The following is an 18,986-nucleotide window of genomic DNA, read 5'->3' on the forward strand; positions in this document are numbered from 1 at the left end:
AGGATTATCCACCTATTTAATGATCGATCCCGTATTTGTCCTGTTTCTGTCACAGACTCAGGAGCCATACCGCCAGGAATGCAGGTATTCCTCTTGGTCGGCGGTCAGCGTATCGATCTCCATCCCATTCGCCGCCAGCTTGAGCCGCGCCACCTCGACGTCGATCTCTCCCGGTACGTCGTGGACGCCCGGAACCAGCGTGCCCCGCTCCCGCGCCAGCCAGGCGACGGCCAGCGCCTGGGCGGAGAACGACAGGTCCATCACCGCTGCCGGATGGCCTTCGGCCGCGGTCAGGTTCACCAGCCGCCCCTCGGCCAGCAGCAGCAACCGCCGCCCGTCGGCCAGCACGTACTCGTCGGTGCTCGGCCGTACCCCGCGATGCACCTCGACGCCCAGATCGTCCAGCGCCCGCACGTCGATCTCCACGTCGAAATGCCCGGCGTTGGCGAGGATGGCGCCGTCCTTCATGACGGCCAGGTGCTCCCCGCGGATGACGTCCCGGTTGCCGGTCACGGTGATGAACACGTCCCCGATCTCGGCCGCCGGCCCCATCCCCATGACCGCGTACCCCTGCAGCGCCGCGTCCAGCGCCTTGACCGGGTCGATCTCGGTCACCACCACGCGCGCCCCGAGCCCCTTGGCCCGCTCGGCCACCCCGCGCCCGCAGTACCCGAACCCGGCCACGACCACGGTCTTCCCGGCCAGCATGGTGTTGGTGGCCCGCATGATCCCGTCCAGCGTGGACTGACCGGTGCCGTAGCGGTTGTCGAACATCCGCTTGGTCCGCGTGTCGTTGACCGCGACGACCGGGAACCTCAGCGCGCCCTCCGAGGTCATCTGCCGCAGCCGGATGACGCCGGTGGTGGTCGCCTCGGTCCCAGCGCTCACCTGGCTCAGCAGGTCGGTCCGCTCGGTGTGCAGAATGTTGACGAGATCACAACCATCGTCAAGCACGATATCCGGCGAAATATCCAGCGCCTCATGGATATGCCGGTAATAGGTCCCCCGATCCACTCCGGCTCGGGCAAAGACCGAAATATCATAAGCACCCAGCGCCTCAGCCACGTCATCCTGCGTGGACAGGGGATTGGACGCGGCAAGAGCGATCTCAGCGCCTCCGGCCCGCAACGCCCCCATGAGCACAGCCGTCTCAGCGGTGACATGAAGACACGCGGCGATCCGCAGGCCCTCCAGCGGCTTGTCCTCGTCGAACCGCACCCCGATGGCGGTCAACACGGGCATGGCACGCGCCGCCCAGCTGATCCGCCGCTCCCCCAGGTCCATCGTTCTCTCCCATGTACGGCGGCGCCCCCAAGACCACCCAGGTGGTCAAGGGGGCGCCGTGACGGCGAGTCATATGTCCGACGTGAGAAGCGACCCCCACGATCGGCGCCGACGCACGTCGGCGGGTGGTGTGGGGGCGGCCGGCCGTAAATCTAAAGGAAGCGATCAGTACCGGTAGTGGTCGGGCTTGTAGGGGCCCTCCACGTCGACGCCGATGTACTCGGCCTGCTCCTTGGTGAGCGTGGTGAGCTTGACGCCCAGCGCGGCCAGGTGCAGGCGGGCGACCTTCTCGTCCAGGTGCTTGGGCAGCACGTAGACGCCGATCGGGTACTCCTCGGTCTTGGCGAACAGCTCGATCTGCGCGATCACCTGGTTGGTGAAGGAGTTCGACATGACGAAGCTCGGGTGGCCGGTGGCGCAGCCGAGGTTCATCAGGCGGCCCTCGGCCAGCACGATGATGCTGTGGCCGTCAGGGAAGACCCACTCGTCGACCTGCGGTTTGATGTTGTTCTTGACGATGCCCTCGGTCTTGGCGAGGCCGGCCATGTCGATCTCGTTGTCGAAGTGGCCGATGTTCGAGACGATCGCCTGGTGCTTCATCCGCGCCATGTGGTCGGCGCGGATGATGTTGAAGTTGCCGGTGGTCGTCACGAAGATGTCGGCGATGCCGACGACCTCCTCCAGCGTGGTGACCTGGAAGCCGTCCATGGCGGCCTGCAGGGCGCAGATCGGGTCGATCTCGGTGACGATGACGCGGGCGCCCTGGCCCTTCAGCGCCTCGGCGCAGCCCTTGCCGACGTCGCCGTAGCCGCAGATGACCGCGACCTTGCCGCCGATCAGCACGTCGGTGGCGCGGTTGAGGCCGTCGATGACGGAGTGGCGGCAGCCGTACTTGTTGTCGAACTTCGACTTGGTGACCGAGTCGTTGACGTTGATGGCCGGGAACAGCAGCGTGCCGTTCTTGAACATCTCGTACAGGCGGTGGACGCCGGTGGTCGTCTCCTCGGTGACGCCCTTGATGCGCTCGGCCGTCTTGGTCCAGCGCTTCTCGCCGGTGACCGTGCGCTTGAGCAGGTCGATGATGACGTGCCACTCCTCCGGGTCGTTCTCGGTGGCGGAGGGTACGGCGCCGGCCTTCTCGTACTCGGCGCCCTTGTGGACCAGCAGCGTGGCGTCGCCGCCGTCGTCCAGGATCATGTTGGGGCCGTCACCGCCCGGCCAGCTGAGGGCCTGGTCGGTGCACCACCAGTACTCCTCCAGCGTCTCGCCCTTCCAGGCGAAGACGGGCACGCCCTGCGGGTTGTCGACGGTGCCGTTGGGGCCGACGACGACCGCGGCGGCGGCGTGGTCCTGGGTGGAGAAGATGTTACAGCTCACCCAGCGGACCTCGGCGCCCAGCGCCACCAGCGTCTCGATGAGGACGGCCGTCTGGATGGTCATGTGCAGCGAGCCCATGATCTTCGCGCCGCGCAGGGGCTGGGAGGCCGCGTACTCCTTGCGGACCGCCATCAGCCCGGGCATCTCGTGCTCGGCGAGTCTGATCTCCTTGCGGCCGAACTCGGCCAGCGAAAGGTCGGCGACCTTGAAGTCCATCTGGGTTCCCCTCGTGTCACGAAGTTGTCGCCGTCGAGTGTAGGCACCTCGTGCGGCCGGTTGCGACTCGTGGACCCCGAATCTGACGTAAGAATGTAAGGATGCGGATTACGGAGGCGGCGAAGCGGCTGGGAATGTCGCCCAGAATGCTCAGATACCGCGAGTCACTCGGCCTGCTGCCCCCGGTACGCGAGCAGGGCGCCCACCGCCGCTTCGGCGACGACGAACTGGCCGCCGTGGCCCAGGGGGTGGAGCTGGAGCGGCGCTTCGACGTCTCCCCCGCCGAACTGGCCTTCGCGCTGCGCGTGCTGAGCGAGCCCGCGGTCGCGCAGGCCGTGCGTGAGCTGGGCATCCGCATCGGCAGGCTGCAGGCGCCGCGCCGCGCCCTGGACTTCGAGAAGGAGAAGGCGCTGCGCCTCCTGCGAACCTCCGGGCCGACTTCTGCATCCAACCCCCCGAAAGGTGATCGCTAGCGCGTCGGGGGGCGTCGATGAGGGTTTTCCTGGCTGTTTCCGCACGACCACACCGCCAGGAGGCCCTGATCGGGGCCGTCCGGCGGGCCGAGGAGGCGGCCGGGGCCGCCTTCCCGGCCAGCCCGGCGCGGGTACGGGGCTTCTCGTGGGCGCGGGCCGGCGTCCACGTGCTCGCGTGGAGCAACGAGCCCGGCTGGGAGCCCCGGATCGGCCCCGGCGGCATCACCGTCACCTCCGGCCACCACCCGGGCGAGCCCGGTCCCGGTCCCGCCTACACGCAGCCCGGCTGCTTCGCCCTGCTGCGCGCCGACGAGCACGGCCTCACCGCCTCGACCTCGATCGCGCCCGCCGACCCCGTCTACGTCGCCGAGACGCCCGACCTGGTCGTCGTGGGAAACCGCGCCCTTCTGGTACGGCTGGCCGCGCACGGCGCAGTCCGTTACGACGTGGCCGCCCTGCAGTCGATCGCCCGGCAGGGCTACTTCCTTTCGGAGGAGACCCCGTTCGAGGGCGTGCGCGCTCTGCCGCCCGCCTCCTTCCTGGAAGCCGGTGACCGGCTGCGCGTCACCACCGAACCGCTGACCGCGGGGCGTGGCCGTACCGGCTTCGCGAAGGTGGCCGAGCGGATGCTGAGCGCGGTGAGTCCGCTGCGCGGGCAGGAGCCGGTGCGGGTCACGCTCACCGGCGGGCGCGACAGCCGCCTGATCGCGGCGCTGCTGCACGGCGCCGGAATCCCGTTCCGCGCCTCCACCTCGGGCTTCGACGACCATCCCGACGTGGTCGTGGCCCGGCGGGTGGCCGCCGCGCTCGGCGTCGAGCACGAGGTGACGCGGCCGGTCACGCAGGCGGGCGACCTGTCGGTCCTGCACCCGGCCGACCGGGTCCAGCACGTGCTGCGCGTCTGCGAGGGCATGCTGTCGGCCTACGAGAACATCACCGCCGACGCCCCTTACAGCGACGTGCCGCGGCTGGGCGGGCACAACGGCGAGATCCTGCGCGGCGGCTACCTGTCGGCCATGGAGGAGACGACGCCCGAGGCGGTGCGCAAGCGCACGCAGACGCTCTTCCTGGCCAACCGCGCCCTGTTCACCGAGGCGGCCAACGCCCACGCCGAGGACCTGGCGTGGACCTCGACCGGCATCCACGTGCCCGACCACCTCTACGTGCGCTTCCGCGTCGGCCGCTGGCACGCCGCCGCGCGGGCCGCGATGCTGCGCCAGGGCACGCCGGTGCAGCCGTTCCTGGACAACCGGGTGGTCGCCGCCGCCCTGAGCCTGGACCCGGGCGTGCGCCGGTCGGAGCGGCTGGTTCACCGGCTCATCAAGACGTTCGCGCCGCCGCTGGCCGGCGTGCCTCTGGAGGGCGGCGACTGGCGGTTCCGCACCGAGGGCGTGCTGGCACGCTGGCGCCGCAGGGCCGAGCGCCGCCTCAGCGGCAAGGCGGCCAAGCCGTTCAACTGGCGGGCCGAGCCCGGGCCCGAGCTGGCGGAAGAGCTCGCCCGGACGATCACCTCGTGCGACCGGCTGGGCGAGATCGTCAGGATGGAGAAGGTGCCGGCGCTGTTCGACGGCGGCCGGTTGGTCAAGCCCGCGTTCGTCTGGCAGCTCTACACCGTGGCGACGCTGCTGGGCACGGATCTGACCGTCCCGGCGGCGGCTGCGCGCGGGCGCGTCACGGTGCCAACCAAGCGCCCGATAATGACGTCATAGAGAGTATGAAAGAGCTGCTGGTGGCCATGCTGCTCGCCACCACACCCCTGCAGGCGAACAGCGCCCCAACCGTCAAGGTGTACTTCTCCAAAGGCTTCGGCATCCCCGGCGCGACCGTGGCCGTCACCCGCGCCGCCCCGGACCGTGGCCTCGCCCGCTTCGCGATCGAACAACTCATCAAGGGCCCGACCGCGGCCGAGAAGCGCCGCGGCCTGCACTCCGAACTCGGCGCGCAGATCCGCGGGCGCTCCGACTGCGGGGCCGACTTCCGGCTGAAGATTGCTTCAGGCAAGGCCACGCTGCGCTTCTGCCGGACCGTGTACGGCACCGGCGTGGGCGGCGACGCACGCATCCTGAACACGATCGGCAAGACATTGCGCCAGTTCAGCACGGTGACGAAGGTCATCACCCTAGACAAGGGCGGGCGCTGCCTGTTCGATCAGTCAGACTCCGGGACATCCTGCCTAACCGGCCACGAATAGCCTGGTTCCTCTAATATCCCGTTAATGCAGCCCTTGACGTCTGATGACCCGCAGACGATCGCCGGGTACCACTTACGCGGCCGACTGGGCAACGGCGGCCAAGGCGTCGTCTACCTCGCCGAAGCCGCCGGCGGCCGGACACTCGCCCTGAAGGTCCTCCACCGCCCTGCCGACCCCCAACTGCGCGACCGCTTCGCCAAAGAGGTGGCCGCCGCCCGGCGCGTCAGCCCCGCCTGGATCGCCCGCATCGTCGACGTCTGCCTGGACGGACCCCAGCCGTACATCGCCAGCGAATACATCGAAGGCCCCACCCTGGCCCACGCCGTCGCCACCACCGGCCCCTTCGCGCCCGAACCCCTCACCCGCCTCGCCTCCGGCCTGGTGATGGCCCTGGCCGCCATCCACCGGGCCGGAATCGTCCACCGCGACCTCAAGCCCGCCAACGTGCTGCTCAGCTCCGACGGCCCGCGGCTGATCGACTTCGGCCTCGCCCGGGCCGGCGACATGACCGCCACCACGTCGGGCAACGTCGTCGGCACGCCCCTCTACCTGGCGCCCGAGTCCTTCCACGGCCACCGCGCGGAACCGGCCGCGGACGTCTTCGCCTGGGCCGCCGTGGTGTACTACGCCGCCACCGGCCGGCACGCCTTCGCCGCCGAAGGGATCCCCGCGGTCATGCACCGCATCCTGCACGACTCCCCCGACCTGGCCGCCCTCCCCGAACCTCTGCGCACCCCGCTCGCAGCCGCCCTCACCAAGGACCCGGCCCACCGCCCCACCGCCGCCGACCTCCTCCTCGACCTGACCGGCGTAGGCCACCGCACCCCGCCACCCGCACCCGCGCCATCCCCCGAACCCGCCCCCGAACCGGCCCCCGCCCCACCACCGGCCCCCAAACCCGCACGGAGCCGTGGCCGCGGGAAGCGGGTGGCGGGCGCGCTGGCCGGCGTCGGCGTGACCGTGGCGGGCGTGGTGGCGATCCTGGCCTTCGACTCCGGTACGGCAGGCGGCCCGAAGGCCGTGGCCCCGGTCACCGGCGCCGTCCGGCCCTCCACCCACCCGGCCGGCCAGCCCACCGCAAACCCTGCTGGCCAGCCGACCGGAAACCCGGCTGACCTGCCCACCGAGCACCTGGCCGGGCAGCCCACCGAGGCCGCTGCCGGCCAACCGCCAGACGATCCCGCCGGCCGGCCGACCGAAGACCCGGCGGGATGGTCCCAGGAGGGCTCCGTCGGCCAGCCCACCGAGCCCCCTCCCGCCCAGTCCTCGGAAAACCCGGCCGGCCGGCCCATCGAAGACCCGCCCATCCATCCCACCGAAGACCCCGCCGGCCTGCCCTCGGTGCGGCCCACCGACCCGGACACCACCCGGCCTCCGCATGCTCAGCCCGCCGGGCCGTACCCCGCAGAGGTGGACACCGGAAACATCCGGACTTACTACAACCTGTCCAGGGCCGAGCACGCCGCCAGGGCCGCCCAGCTGACCGCTGCCGGATTCCGGCCGATCTCCCTGAGCCTGGTCACCGGCGAGCGGTACACGGTCGTGTGGGCGAAGCGTCCGGGTCCGAAGCTGCGCATGTTCCACGGGCTGAGCCAGGAGGCCACCCAACGCCTCCTGGCCCGCGCGTCGGCCATGGGCTACCGGGTCGAGCTGATCGCGGGCCTGGGCGCGGGCAGGCGGGTGACGTACGCGGGCGCACTGGTCAAACAGCGCGGCAACCACGCGTTCTGGGGGCTGACCGAGGTCCGGTTCCGTGCCAAGATCCGCCACTACCAGACCCGCATGACCCTGCGCTGGGTCTCCGCGTACGGCCCGCCCGGCGACCGGCGCTACGCCGCCGTCTGGTCCCCCGGCAAGACCGCCTGGCGCACCACCCTGAACCTCGACTGGGCCACGCAGGAGCGCACCCACCGGCGGCTGCGCGCCCAGGGATACCGCCCGGCGACGCTGGCCGCCACCCCCGACCGCAGGTACAGCACGGTGTGGCGCAAGGACAGCCGCCCCTATCTCCACTACGGCGACCTCACCCCCGCCGCCTACCGCGACCGCCTCAGGGCCGCGAAGGACTACCACCCGGCCGTGATCCAGGTGTCGGGTACGGCACGGCGGCCCGTCTTCACCGCGATCTGGGCACCGGGATAGGCCGGATCACTCTTTCGAGTGACGCCGCCAGTCCGGCGATACCTGCACAATTCCTGGCATGCAACAGGCCGAGACCATCTCCATCGACCTCAAGACGGTCCGCCGGCGGTTGTCCTCGCCCTACGTGGACGTGGCCATCGCGGTGGGACTCACGGTCCTGGCCGTGGGCAACCTCCAGCTGCACACCTTCCCGGGCGTGATCGCGGTGCTCCTCGCCACCGCGCCGCAGGCCGTGCGGAGCCGGCTGCCCTGGGTCACGATCGTGCTCACCGCGCTCGGCGGCGGCGCCACCGTGCTGATGTGGGCATACGTGGGACCGATCCCCGTCATGATGGTCACCCTCTCAGGAATGCTGACGCTCTTCACCCTCCTGCGGATGCTGGAGCGAAAGCTTGCCTGGATCACCACCGGGATCAGCGCGATGCTCGGTCTCGTCATCGGATACGCCTTCAGCGGCGACGCCCTGGCCGGGATCCTCCTGGCCGCGTTCGCGGTCGGCACCGGGGTGACCGCCGACGCGGTCCGCAGCCGGGCCGAGGTGGCCGAGGTCAAGCAGGACAGCGTCGACCAGGTCATCACCGCCCAGCGCGAGCAGGCGGCCATGGCCGAGCGGGCGCGCATCGCCAGGGAGATGCACGACGTGGTGGCCCACTCCATCTCCATGGTGGCGGTGCAGGCCGAGGCCGCGCCGTACACGCTGGAGGGGCTGAGCGAGGAGGCGAAGGCCGAGTTCGCGGAGATCGCCGCGGCGGCGCGGGGATCCCTGGCCGAGATGCGCAGGCTGCTCGGGGTGCTCAGGGCGGACATCACCGCCGTCCCGGAAACCGCGCCACAACCGGGGCTGGCGCGGCTGGACGAGCTCATCGGGCAGCACGAGGGCGAGGTGGACCTGGACGTCGTGGGCGAGCGGGCCGACCTCCCCCAGGCCGTGGACGTCTCGGCCTACCGCATTCTCCAGGAGTGCCTGGCCAACGCCGCCAGGCACGCGCCCGGCTCGCGCGTCTCGATCGAACTGGTCTACCGGCCGAACCTCCTGGCCATCCGGGTCGCCAACGACGGCGGACCGGCGGAGATCGGCACGGGCGGGCACGGGCTCATCGGGATGCGCGAGCGGGCCCTGGGCCTGGGCGGCTGGTTCGCCGCCGAGCCGGCCGACGGCGGCGGCTTCCTGGTGAAGGCAGGACTACCCCTCACCTAACGCAGGAAAGGCCGCAGCCGGCTGACGAAGGGCCGTGACGGCGGGTCGTGTGTCCGACGTGAGAAGCGACCCCCACGATCGGCGCCGACGCACGTCGGCGGGTGGCGTGGGGGCGGCTTCGCCGTAACAGAAGGAAATCACACCGCCGCGCGGTCGAGATCCGGCTCGAGGTAGATGACGCGGGCGATGGGAACGGCGGCGCGGATGCGTTGTTCCGCCTCGTCGATGCCGCGCGCCACCTCCGCCGCCGTGTCGTCGTGCGCGACCGCGATCTTGGCGGCCACCAGCAGCTCCTCCGGTCCCAGGTGCAACGTCCGCATGTGGATCACGCGGGTGACCTCGGGGGCGTTCTCCAGGGCGGCCCGGATCTGCTCCTCGACCTCCGGCGCGGCGCCCTCGCCCAGCAGCAGCGACTTCGTCTCGATCGCCAGCACGATGGCGATGATGCCCAGCAGCACACCGATCATCAGTGTGCCGATGGCGTCCCAGACGGGGTTGCCGGTGATGGCCGCCATCGACACGCCGAACAGCGCGAAGATGAGGCCCAGCAGCGCGCCGAGGTCCTCCAGCACGATGACCGGCAGCTCCGGTGACTTCGAGCGGCGGATGAACGCCACCCAGCCCTGGTTGCCGCGCACCGCGTTCGACTCCTTGATCGCGGTGCGGAAGGAGAAGCTCTCGGCGATGATCGCGAAGACCAGCACGCCGACGGCCCAGCCGAGGTTGTTCAGCGGCTCGTGCGAGCTCAGCTTGTGGATGCCCTCGTAGATCGAGAAGGCCGAGCCGATCGTGAACAGCACGACCGCGACCACGAAGGCGTAGAAGTAGCGCTCGCGGCCGTAGCCGAACGGGTGCTCCTTCGTCCGCTCGCGCTGCGCCCGCTTGCCACCGATCAGCAGCAGGGCCTGGTTGCCCGAGTCCGCGACCGAGTGGATGGACTCGGCCAGCATCGAGGACGAGGCCGTGAACAGGAAGGCCACGAACTTGGCCACGGCGATGGCCAGGTTCGCGGCCAGAGCCGCGATGATCGCTTTGGTACCGCCACTCGCGCTCACTGCGAATCTCCACTCTTGGTTTGACCAAACACAATCCCGGAGGGGGATCTTATGGGGAAATTCTCGCCTTGAGTTCTGTGATCGCCGTCACCGGGGTCGGATCGAGACCGTAGCCGAGCGCCAGATAGACGCTGGCGAAGTCGCCGAGCTCGATCAGCGAGGCGATGCGCTCCAGCGGATGGGTGCCCTCGGCCGACAATTCGGTGACCCGAACGTTACGGTCGTGCGCCATCCGGACCGACGCCTCGCGGCGCCGGGTCACCTGCGGATGCTCGTCGGCGTCGCGCATCATCACCAGCCGCAGCGTCCGCCCGCCGTCGTCGGCGAACACGTCACGCTCGGCCAGCGGCCCGTCGAAGGCGACGACCTGGTTGTGGTTGGCCTCGGGCAGCTCGCCGGAGACCGCGGGGTACTTGGCGTTCTCGTTGAGCTGGCACGCCAGCCGGTAGGCGGCCACCGACGTCACCTGCGAGGCGCCCCAGAGCATGGGAATGCTCTCGGCCAGTTCGAGCGCGAGCTGCTTGCCCGGATTGATGAACGACTCGCTGGAGGGCCGGCAGCGGTGCGCGATGTCCTCCAGCGACTTGGCCACGCCTTCGAACAGGTCCTCGTCGGCGCTGGTCAGCCCCAGCGCGCTCGCCGCCACCAGCAAAGGTACGGCCAGCAGCCAGACGTTCGCCCTCGGCTGCCCGGTGACGGGGACCGGGACGAAGATCCCGGAGCCCTGCCGGGCGACCGACTCCAGCGGCGAGCCGGCGCTGCCGACGGCCACGATCGAGCACCCGCGCCGGACCGCCTCGGTGGCCACCGACATCGTCTCCTCGGTACGGCCCGAGGCGGACACGGCGATCACCAGGTCGGCGGCGCCCACCCAGCCGGGCAGCTGGTAGGAGCGCACGGTGAGGATCGGCAGCGGGGCGCCGTTGCCGACGACCGCCGCCAGGATGTCCCCGACGATGGCCGAGCCGCCCATGCCCGTCACCACGATGGCGCGCGGACGCCCTCGCAGGCCGGGCAGGCCCGCCTCGACGGCCGCGCGGTACCCGGTGCGCACCTGCGCGGCGGAGGCGGCCACGGCGAGCAGCATGCCTCCGGGATCGGCGTCGGCCAGGAAGGTCTGATCGTCGAGCCTGTCAGGCGCGAACCTCAAGGTCGAGCCCGCCTCACCGTGCATCCTGACGTCCTCCGGGTTCGGCCACCTCTCCCGGGCTCACGGAGTCCTTGCCTCGTCGACCAGCAGAACGGGAATGTCATCGCGTACCGGGTAGAGACGTCCGCACCCGGTGCAGGCCAGCTCTTCGGCCTCCGCCTCCGCGCGCAACGGCGACTTGCACGCCGGGCAGGCCAGGATTTCGAGCAGCCAATCGTCGATCTTCACTTCTCAACTCCTTACGACGGCGAGGACCTCGTCCCTGATCGCCGCCATCTTGCCTTCGTCGGCCGCTTCGGCGTTGAGCCTGAGCAGCGGCTCGGTGTTGGACGCACGCAGATTGAACCACCAGCCGGACCCGGTCACCGTCAGCCCGTCGAGCTCGTCGAAGGAGCCCCGGCCGGCGAACGCCGCGCGGACCATCGCCAGGGCGGACGCCTGGTCGGCGACGGTGCTGTTGATCTCGCCGGAGGCGTGGTAGCGGGAGAACGCCGCGACGACCTCCGACAGCGGGCGCGCCTGCTCCCCGAGGGCGGCCAGCACGTGCAGGGCGGCCAGCATCCCCGAGTCGGCGAACCAGAAGTCGCGGAAGTAGTAGTGGGCCGAGTGCTCCCCGCCGAAGACGGCGCCGGTGCGGGCCATCTCGGCCTTGATGAAGGAGTGGCCGACGCGCGTGCGCACCGGCTCGCCGCCGTGCTCGCGGACGATCTCCGGCACACCGTGGGAGGTGATCAGGTTATGGATGATCATGGCGCCGGGGTGCTTGGCCAGTTCGCGGGCGGCGACCAGCGCGGTGATCGCCGACGGCGAGACCGACCGGCCGCGCTCGTCGATCACCCAGCAGCGGTCGGCGTCGCCGTCGAAGGCCAGGCCGAGGTCGGCGCCGGTCTCGAGGACCGTGCGCTGCAGGTCGAGGAGGTTGTCCGGCTCCAGCGGGTTGGCCTCGTGGTTGGGGAAGGTGCCGTCGAGCTCGAAATAGAGCGGCGTCACCTCGATCGGCAGGCCGTCGAAGACGGCGGGCACGGTGTGGCCGCCCATCGCGTTGCCGGCGTCCACGACGACCTTCAGGGGCCGGATCGCGGTGAGGTCAACCAGCCCGCGCAGATGCGCGGCATAGCCGTACAGGAGGTCCTTCTCGGTGACCGAGCCGGAGACCGGGCCGGGACGCACGCCCGCGGCGAGGAGTTCGGCGGCGCGGTCGCGGATGGCGGTGAGCCCGGTGTCGGAGCCGACGGGGACGGCGCCCGCGTGGCACATCTTCAGGCCGTTGTAGCGGGCCGGGTTGTGGCTGGCGGTGAACATCGCGCCGGGCAACCCGAGGCTGCCGCTGGCGTAGTAGAGCAGGTCGGTGGAGCCGAGCCCGGCGTCGATCACGTCGGCCCCCCGCCCGGTGGCGCCGCGGACGAAGGCGGCGCTCAGGGCGAGGCCGGAGGTGCGCATGTCGCGTGCCACGACCAGCGACGTGGCGCCGGTCACCTCGACGAAGGCCGCGCCCACGGCTTCGGCGATCGGCTCGTCCAGCTCGTCAGGCACCACGCCGCGCACGTCGTAGGCCTTGAAGATCTTGGCGAGATCGCCCACTCCTGCTCCTAGGTCGTCGTTGAGACGAGCCTACCGGTCCCCGCGCTGCTGCTGGGCGGAGCGGAGCACACGCAGGTGGCCCCTGCGGCTGACCTCCACGCCCTGGCCGACCGGCTCGGTGCCGGACGAGCTGGGCCTGGCGGCCTCCCTCACGGCGTTGGCCAGCGCCTCGAGGTCGTCGGTACTGGGTGAGGCGCCGTCCGTGGGCAGCCGCACCACCTCCCAGCCGCGGGGGGCGGTGAGCCGCTCGGCGTGCTCGGCGCACAGGTCATAGCAGTGCGGCTCGGCGTACGTCGCCAGAGGGCCGAGAACAGCGGTCGAGTCGGCGTATACGTACGTGAGCGTGAAGACGGCAGGCTGGCTGCAAGCGGTGCGGGAACAGCGGCGGACGGGGCTCACGGAGGGACCGTATCTGGTAAGAGTCCGAGGCGCCACTATCTGAGCGCTCTTAACGAGCGTGTCGCCACAATTCGGACACCTGTCGCAGGCTTTACACCCACCTGTACCGATGCGGCGGTACGGCGGGCCGCAAATCGTAGACTGGCCCGATGAGTCCCCGCCGGCGCGACCGCCACGGTCGCGGTCTTCGCGGCCCGCTGGCCCCCTCGCACGTTCCGATCGCGAAGTCCAGGGGCGAGCGCTTCGACGACTTCGTCCTCGACGCGGTCGAGCGCCTCAAACCGCGCTGGGGCACGCAACTGGCCGCGGTGGAGTTCGCCGTCGAGGAGGTGCCGCCGCTGAGCGAGCTGGGCGACGGCCCGGGGCGTGCCGACCCGATCCCGTTCGGCCGCGCCGAACCGGCGCGCGGCAGCCGCCCGGCCTCCGTGGTCGTCTACCGCCGCCCGCTGGAGGCGCGCTCCCGCGACCGCGAGACCCTGGGTGCACTGGTACACGACACCGTCGTGGAACAAGTGGCCGCCCTCCTCGGCCGCTCCCCCGACGAGGTGGACCCGGGCTACGACGGCTGACTCCGCACCCGCCGGCCCGGGACGCACGAAGGGGCCACACGGCAGCCCGTGTGACCCCTGGAACCAGACAACTCGCTAGACGGCCTGACGCTTGATGCGCCGACGCTCCCGCTCGGACAACCCTCCCCAGATGCCGAACCGCTCGTCGTGCTCTAGCGCGTATTCCAGGCACTCGGCCCTGACCTCACACGATCGGCAGACCTTCTTGGCCTCACGTGTGGAGCCGCCCTTCTCCGGGAAGAACGCCTCCGGGTCCGTCTGAGCGCACAGCGCGCGCTCCTGCCAGCCGAGTTCTTCTGCATCAAGCTGGTCCTGTGCGATGACCAGATCGGTCACTGCACACCTCCCTGCCGCCCGCCCGCAATGGAGCCCCCCATGAACGCCTTCCTTATTACCCACCCAAAGGAAGGCGTAACAACATGGTTGTAATTACACGCGCGTGCCGTACGTGACGTCAAGCGGCATGCCGGTATCCGGGGAAAGACCAGAACTCGCCCCGGTGTGCTTGGCATGTGGTGTTCGCGCCCGGCCTTTTCCATGATCCATGACGTTGACCTGGCGTGTTCAACGCTTTCAGCGGTCGGAACCGTACCAGGGCGGGATCGACCCCCGCGCGTGGCCCACCTTCTCTCTAGCCGTGCTTTGCCGGTCGATTACCTGCGTGGCTCGTTGGGGGTGTAGATGGCCGTGGGGTCGATCGGGTCATCCCCGCGGCGCGGCGGGTCGTTGAGGGCGTCGCCGCCCCGGAAGGCCGACGCGTCCAGCCGCACCGTGGCCTCCGCGCCGGGGTGCTGGTACTGCGGAATCGGCTGCTGCGGCTCGGCGAACGGGTCGAACGTCGCCGGCTGCCCCGAGTAGTCCGGCACCCGCAGGTCGGGCGCGGTGCCCGCGGTGGAGTGCTGGTAGTTCTCGGCCTGCTGGTAGGCGTCGAGCAGCTGCTGGGAACGCGGGTCCACGGGCGGGTCCGGCTCCTGGTACTGCTGCTGGGCGAACTCGTGGCCCGACAGACCGGTGAACGGCTGCCCCTGCTGCTCGAACGCCGGCGGGCGCTCGTAGTAGGGCCGGTCATTCTGTCCGTACGGCCCGGCCGCCCCGCCGTTCTGCGGCGGCGCGGCGTAGGGGTTCTGCTCAGCCGGAGGCGCGTACGGATTGCCGTCCTGCGGGGCCGCGTACTGCTGGTTGTCGGCCGGAGGCGCGTACTGCTGGTTGTCCGCCGGAGGCGCGTACTGGTTGTCGGCCGGCGGCGCATACGGGTTCGGGGTGTCGGCCGGAGCGTAGGGGTTCGGGGTGGCGTAGGCGTCCTGGGTGAACCCGTTGCCCTGCGGCGGCGCGTACGGGTTGTCGGCCGGAGCCGGGTATCCGCCCTGCTGCGGCTGGCTGTCGGCCGGGACGTAGGGGGCGGGGGTGTAGCCGGAGCTGGGCAGCGTCTCCGACGGGGTGTATCCACCCGAGGGGGGCAGGGTTTCCGAGGGCGTGTACCCACCCGAGGCCGGAGGCGTGTCCAGGGTGGAGTACCCACCCGAGGCGGGCGGGGTGTCCACCGTGGAGTACCCGCCGGAGGCCGGAGGCGCGTCCAGCGTCGCGTAGCCGGAGCCGGGCGGCGCGGTGTCCACGGAGCTGTAGCCGCCTGTCGGCGGGGCGGGGGTGTCCACGGAGCTGTAGGCCCCGAGCACCGGCGGCGTGTCCTGCGGAACGTAGGCATCCTGGGCCGGGGTGGCATAGGCCCCGCTCTGGGCGGGCTGCCCGAAAGCCTGCTGGGGCTCGGCCTGGCCGAAGGTCTGCTGGGGCTCGCCGGGTTGGAAAGCCTGCTGCGGCTCAGCCGGGGTGAAGGGCTGCTGCGCCCCGCTCTGGCCGTAGGAGTGCGCGGGTTCACCCGGCGCGAACGCCTGCTGCGGCTCAGCCTGGCCGAAAGTCTGCCGGGGCTCGGCCTGCCCGAACGCCTGCTGCGCATCAGCATGGCCATAAGCCTGCTGAGGTTCAGCGTGCCCGAAGCCCTGCTGCGACTCGATCTGGCCGAACTGCGGCTCCGCCTGGCCGAAGCCCTGCTGCGGTTCGGCCTGGCCGAAGTGCTGCTCTCCGGGCTGGAAAGCCTGCTGCGGCTCACCCGGCGCGAAAGCCTGCTGCGGCTCGGCGTGGCCGAAGGACTGAGGGGGTTCGGGGGCGGCGGGCAACGCGGCGGGCAGGGCGGCCCTCGGCTGTGGGGTGGGCTGCTCGGGCTGGGCCGTGCCCGGGTGGGCGCCGTGCTGGTCGGCGGGCCCGAAGGCCGGGTCGCCGGGCTGGGCGTGGTGGGCGAAGCCGGGCTGGGCGGGGTTGGCCGTTCCCGGTTCCGGCTGGGGGAAGCCGGGCTGGGCGTACGCGGGCTGCTGGCCGGAGGGGGGCTGCTGGCCGAAGCCCTGCTGAGCGGCGAAGCCGGGCTGAGGGGCGCCGACTCCGGAGGGCGCACCGCCGAAACCGGGCTGGGCGCCGGCCCCTGGCTGGCCGAAGTCGGCCGGGGCCTGGCCGAAGCTCTGCTGGCCGTACGACTGCTCGCCGTATGACTGCTCGCCGTACGGCTGCTGGCCGAAAGACTGCTCGCCGTACGGCTGCTGGCCGAAGCCCGGCTGCGGCGAGAGCGTGGTCACCGGACGCCGGGCGGGCAGGACCTGGGGCATGAGGTAGAGGGCGGCCAGAGCGGTGAGCGCCAGCAGGGGCAGCCCGGTCAGCACCGTCTCGAGCGCGCCACGGAACCCACCGCTGAAAAGCCCGGCGAGGAAGGCGAACACGCCGAACAACGTCCTGATCGCCAGCGTGATCGCGGCGATCATGGTGACGATCTGCGCGGACCTGGCCGGTGTGCCGACCTTGGTCAGCAGCAGTGCCGCGCCCACCAGCAGTGCGGCGGTGATCGGGCTCACGAGGGCGGGGAGGGAGTCGGCGCCGCGTTCGGTGAGTGCGAGGCCGTCCCCGTAGGCCCCGGTCACGCCGAACAGGAACTGGGCGATCACCACCAGCGTGGTGCCGGCCCCGGCGGCCAGCATGGTCCAGGCGGCCGGCTCTCTCAGCCGGCCGACGTCAAGTTTGCTCACAACTACCCCCATCGAGCCCTTTGGCCCCCACGGAGTTTGCCACATGACCGACTTACGTGGCGGGGATCCCAGGAGGCTCGTTCCTCTCATGTCCATCAATGCGAGGATTTTTCCTGCCATAGGGAGGGGTAAGACTGGCTTCCTGGACAGGTGAAAGACTGGGTGACATGCACATCGTCTCCCTCGCGGGCGGCATCGGCGGCGCCCGCTTCCTGCGTGGCCTGCGCGCCACCGCCCCTGACGCCCAGATCACCGTCATCGGCAACACCGGCGACGACATCACCCTCTTCGGCCTGCGGGTCTGTCCCGACCTCGACACCGTGATGTACACCCTGGGCGGCGGCATCAACGAGGAGCAGGGCTGGGGCCGGGAGAAGGAGACGCACACCGTCAAGGAGGAACTGGCCGCCTACGGCGTCGAGCCGCAGTGGTTCGGGCTGGGCGACCGCGACTTCGCCACCCACATCGTGCGCTCGCAAATGCTGGAGGCCGGCTACCCGCTCTCGCAGATCACCGAGGCGCTGTGCGCGCGCTGGCAGCCCGGGGTGCGGCTGCTGCCGATGAGCGACGACCGCTGCGAGACCCACGTCGTCATCACCGACGAGCAGGGACGGCGGGCGATCCACTTCCAGGAGTGGTGGGTCAAGCTGCGCGCCTCGATCCCGGCCGAGTCGATCGCCCTGATCGGCGCCGACACCGCGCGGCCCGCGCCCGGCGTCCTGGAGGCGATCGCGGAGGCGGACGTGGTGATCCTGCCGCCGTCCAACCCGGTGGTCAGCATCGGGACCATCCTCCAGATCCCCGGCATCAAGGACGCGCTGCTGGCCAAGACCGTGGTCGGCGTCTCCCCCATCATCGGCGGCGCGCCGGTGCGCGGCATGGCCGACGCCTGCCTGACCGCGATCGGGGTGGAGACCAGCGCCCAGGCGGTGCTGGAGCTGTACGGCGCGGATCTGGTCGACGGCTGGCTGGTCGCCCCGGAGGACGAGGGCGTCGCCCTGGACGGGGTACGCGTGCAGGCCCGCCCCCTGATCATGCACGACGCCGGCACGGCCGCGGAGATCGCCCGCGCCGCCCTCGACCTCGCCCTGGACCTGCGCCGATGACCATTCCCGAGGCCGCCGCCCCTGAAGCCGCCGCCCCCGAGGCCGCCGCTCCCGGGGGCGCGGTGGACTCTCCCGTGGTCGAGGTGCTGCCGGTTCCGGGCCTTCCCGAGGTACGGCCGGGCGACGACCTGGCCGCCCTCCTCGGCGGCGCCGGTCTCCGGGACGGCGACATCGTGGTCATCACCTCGAAGATCGTCAGCAAGGCGGAGAACCGCCTGCGGCACGCCCCCGACCGCAGCGCCGCCATCGCCGAGGAGACCGAGCGCGTCGTGGCCAGGCGAGGCGACATGGTGATCGCGCAGACCCGGCACGGCTTCGTGATGGCCGCCGCCGGGGTGGACAACTCCAACGTCGCCCCGGGCACGGTCCTGCTGCTGCCGGAGGACAGCGACGCCTCGGCCCGCCGGATCCGCGCCGGCCTGACCCCGCGGGTCGGCGTGATCGTCTCCGACACCTTCGGCCGCCCGTGGCGGCACGGCCTGACCGACGTGGCCATCGGCGCCGCGGGCGTGCTCCCTCTCGAGGACTTCAGGGGCGGCGAGGACGCCTACGGCAACCCGCTGAACGCCACCGTGACCGCGCTGGCCGACGAGATCGCGGCGGCGGCCGAGCTGGTGAAGGGCAAGCTGGCGGGCGTGCCGGTCGCGATCGTGCGCGGCCTCGCGCACCTGGTGACCGAGGAGGACGGTCCCGGCGTGCGCCCGCTGATCCGCCCCGCCGACGAGGACCTGTTCCGGTACGGCTCACGCGACGTCGTCTTCGCCCGCCGTACCGTCCGCGAGTTCACCGCCGAGCCGGTGGACCCGGCAGTGGTACGGCAGGCGGTCGCGGCCGCCTTCGCCGCTCCGGACGAGGGGTGGACCCGGTTCGTCCTGGTGGAGTCGCCGGACGTGCGGGAGAAGGTGCTGGGCAGGGCGGTGCCGTACCTGCTGGTGCCGTGTGTGACCGAGCCCGGGGAGGCGGCGGCGGCGCGGGCGGGGGCGGCGGTGCAGAATCTGCTGGTCCAGCTCGCGATGGAGGGCCTGGGGTCGGCGTGGTCGCCGCCGAGCGGCCGGGAGGCGGTTCTGGACCTTCCGGCGGGGTGGCGGCCGGTCGGCCTGGTGGCCGTGGGTCACCCGGCGGTGACGCCGCCGGACCGGGAGCCCCAAGATCTTGTGTCCCGCGTTGTCCTGCGCTGACC

At 71.2% G+C, this 18,986-nt stretch carries 17 protein-coding genes; 8 read left to right on the top strand and 9 right to left on the bottom strand.

Features of this window, described 5'->3' with window-relative positions; genetic code table 11:
• Nucleotides 1-57 precede the first annotated feature (57 nt).
• Together FVE25_RS30205 and ahcY are read right to left on the bottom strand one after the other, a co-directional pair.
• Entirely contained in the window at nucleotides 58-1,284 is a 1,227-nt protein-coding gene (locus FVE25_RS30205; RefSeq protein WP_157250480.1) for an adenosylhomocysteinase, read from the bottom strand.
• 165 nt (nucleotides 1,285-1,449) lie between these two features.
• Nucleotides 1,450-2,877: an adenosylhomocysteinase gene (gene ahcY, locus FVE25_RS30210; RefSeq protein WP_157250481.1), complete on the bottom strand. Its 1,428-nt coding sequence runs from the start codon at nucleotides 2,875-2,877 to the stop codon at nucleotides 1,450-1,452.
• Nucleotides 2,878-2,978: 101 nt separating this feature from the next.
• On the opposite strand from ahcY, the gene FVE25_RS30215 reads away from it, so the two are divergent.
• From FVE25_RS30215 to FVE25_RS30235, 5 genes are read left to right on the top strand one after another with little or no spacing between them, the layout of a single operon-like run.
• A complete protein-coding gene (locus tag FVE25_RS30215) occupies nucleotides 2,979-3,350 on the top strand; it encodes a MerR family DNA-binding transcriptional regulator (RefSeq protein ID WP_157250482.1) in 372 nt (123 codons plus the stop codon).
• 17 nt (nucleotides 3,351-3,367) lie between these two features.
• Nucleotides 3,368-5,059, top strand: coding sequence for an asparagine synthase-related protein (locus FVE25_RS30220; protein WP_157250483.1), 1,692 nt, complete (start codon nucleotides 3,368-3,370; stop codon nucleotides 5,057-5,059).
• Nucleotides 5,060-5,064: 5 nt separating this feature from the next.
• Nucleotides 5,065-5,541, top strand: a complete 477-nt coding sequence (locus tag FVE25_RS30225; RefSeq protein ID WP_157250484.1) for a GerMN domain-containing protein — start codon at nucleotides 5,065-5,067, stop codon at nucleotides 5,539-5,541.
• Between the two features lie 33 nt (nucleotides 5,542-5,574).
• Nucleotides 5,575-7,683: a protein kinase domain-containing protein gene (locus tag FVE25_RS30230; RefSeq protein ID WP_181019756.1), complete on the top strand. Its 2,109-nt coding sequence runs from the start codon at nucleotides 5,575-5,577 to the stop codon at nucleotides 7,681-7,683.
• A 58-nt stretch (nucleotides 7,684-7,741) separates the two neighbouring features.
• Entirely contained in the window at nucleotides 7,742-8,881 is a 1,140-nt protein-coding gene (locus FVE25_RS30235) for a sensor histidine kinase (RefSeq protein WP_157250486.1), read from the top strand.
• Between the two features lie 137 nt (nucleotides 8,882-9,018).
• Here FVE25_RS30235 and FVE25_RS30240 read toward each other — a convergent pair whose 3' ends face one another.
• From FVE25_RS30240 to FVE25_RS30260, 5 genes are read right to left on the bottom strand one after another with little or no spacing between them, the layout of a single operon-like run.
• Nucleotides 9,019-9,936, bottom strand: coding sequence for a cation diffusion facilitator family transporter (locus tag FVE25_RS30240; RefSeq protein ID WP_157250487.1), 918 nt, complete (start codon nucleotides 9,934-9,936; stop codon nucleotides 9,019-9,021).
• Nucleotides 9,937-9,985: 49 nt separating this feature from the next.
• Nucleotides 9,986-11,110 (bottom strand): bifunctional phosphoglucose/phosphomannose isomerase, encoded by a 1,125-nt coding sequence (locus FVE25_RS30245; RefSeq protein ID WP_181019757.1) that lies wholly within the window; start codon nucleotides 11,108-11,110, stop codon nucleotides 9,986-9,988.
• A 36-nt stretch (nucleotides 11,111-11,146) separates the two neighbouring features.
• The gene (locus FVE25_RS30250; RefSeq protein WP_157250488.1) at nucleotides 11,147-11,314 is read right to left on the bottom strand and encodes a Trm112 family protein; all 168 of its coding nucleotides are present in this window, start codon (nucleotides 11,312-11,314) and stop codon (nucleotides 11,147-11,149) included.
• Nucleotides 11,315-11,317: 3 nt separating this feature from the next.
• Nucleotides 11,318-12,667: a phosphomannomutase/phosphoglucomutase gene (locus FVE25_RS30255; RefSeq protein WP_157250489.1), complete on the bottom strand. Its 1,350-nt coding sequence runs from the start codon at nucleotides 12,665-12,667 to the stop codon at nucleotides 11,318-11,320.
• Nucleotides 12,668-12,697: 30 nt separating this feature from the next.
• Complete coding sequence (locus tag FVE25_RS30260; RefSeq protein WP_157250490.1) at nucleotides 12,698-13,066, bottom strand: DUF3499 domain-containing protein; 369 nt, start codon at nucleotides 13,064-13,066, stop codon at nucleotides 12,698-12,700.
• 149 nt (nucleotides 13,067-13,215) lie between these two features.
• Between FVE25_RS30260 and FVE25_RS30265 the strand changes: the two genes are divergently transcribed.
• Complete coding sequence (locus FVE25_RS30265; protein WP_157250491.1) at nucleotides 13,216-13,635, top strand: metallopeptidase family protein; 420 nt, start codon at nucleotides 13,216-13,218, stop codon at nucleotides 13,633-13,635.
• A gap of 75 nt (nucleotides 13,636-13,710) precedes the next feature.
• Here FVE25_RS30265 and FVE25_RS30270 read toward each other — a convergent pair whose 3' ends face one another.
• Together FVE25_RS30270 and FVE25_RS56465 are read right to left on the bottom strand one after the other, a co-directional pair.
• A complete protein-coding gene (locus tag FVE25_RS30270) occupies nucleotides 13,711-13,971 on the bottom strand; it encodes a WhiB family transcriptional regulator (RefSeq protein ID WP_049564653.1) in 261 nt (86 codons plus the stop codon).
• Between the two features lie 317 nt (nucleotides 13,972-14,288).
• Nucleotides 14,289-16,700: a hypothetical protein gene (locus FVE25_RS56465; protein WP_157250492.1), complete on the bottom strand. Its 2,412-nt coding sequence runs from the start codon at nucleotides 16,698-16,700 to the stop codon at nucleotides 14,289-14,291.
• 167 nt (nucleotides 16,701-16,867) lie between these two features.
• On the opposite strand from FVE25_RS56465, the gene cofD reads away from it, so the two are divergent.
• Nucleotides 16,868-17,806, top strand: coding sequence for a 2-phospho-L-lactate transferase (gene cofD / locus FVE25_RS30280; RefSeq protein ID WP_157250493.1), 939 nt, complete (start codon nucleotides 16,868-16,870; stop codon nucleotides 17,804-17,806).
• A complete protein-coding gene (locus FVE25_RS30285) occupies nucleotides 17,803-18,984 on the top strand; it encodes a coenzyme F420-0:L-glutamate ligase (RefSeq protein ID WP_157250494.1) in 1,182 nt (393 codons plus the stop codon). Before cofD ends, FVE25_RS30285 begins: the two co-directional genes overlap by 4 nt.
• Nucleotides 18,985-18,986 lie beyond the last annotated feature (2 nt).

Origin of the sequence: Nonomuraea typhae, assembly GCF_009760925.1 — a bacterium.
GTDB classification, from domain to species: domain Bacteria; phylum Actinomycetota; class Actinomycetes; order Streptosporangiales; family Streptosporangiaceae; genus Nonomuraea; species Nonomuraea typhae.

What these genes read in the sequence shown, in the direction of transcription:
- FVE25_RS30205 (WP_157250480.1), bottom strand. Translation starts at nt 1,284, where the DNA reads ATGGACCTGGGGGAGCGGCGGATCAGCTGGGCGGCGCGTGCCATGCCC.
- ahcY (WP_157250481.1), bottom strand. Translation starts at nt 2,877, where the DNA reads ATGGACTTCAAGGTCGCCGACCTTTCGCTGGCCGAGTTCGGCCGCAAG.
- FVE25_RS30215 (WP_157250482.1), top strand. Translation starts at nt 2,979, where the DNA reads ATGCGGATTACGGAGGCGGCGAAGCGGCTGGGAATGTCGCCCAGAATG.
- FVE25_RS30220 (WP_157250483.1), top strand. Translation starts at nt 3,368, where the DNA reads ATGAGGGTTTTCCTGGCTGTTTCCGCACGACCACACCGCCAGGAGGCC.
- FVE25_RS30225 (WP_157250484.1), top strand. Translation starts at nt 5,065, where the DNA reads ATGAAAGAGCTGCTGGTGGCCATGCTGCTCGCCACCACACCCCTGCAG.
- FVE25_RS30235 (WP_157250486.1), top strand. Translation starts at nt 7,742, where the DNA reads ATGCAACAGGCCGAGACCATCTCCATCGACCTCAAGACGGTCCGCCGG.
- FVE25_RS30245 (WP_181019757.1), bottom strand. Translation starts at nt 11,110, where the DNA reads ATGCACGGTGAGGCGGGCTCGACCTTGAGGTTCGCGCCTGACAGGCTC.
- FVE25_RS30265 (WP_157250491.1), top strand. Translation starts at nt 13,216, where the DNA reads ATGAGTCCCCGCCGGCGCGACCGCCACGGTCGCGGTCTTCGCGGCCCG.
- cofD (WP_157250493.1), top strand. Translation starts at nt 16,868, where the DNA reads ATGCACATCGTCTCCCTCGCGGGCGGCATCGGCGGCGCCCGCTTCCTG.
- FVE25_RS30285 (WP_157250494.1), top strand. Translation starts at nt 17,803, where the DNA reads ATGACCATTCCCGAGGCCGCCGCCCCTGAAGCCGCCGCCCCCGAGGCC.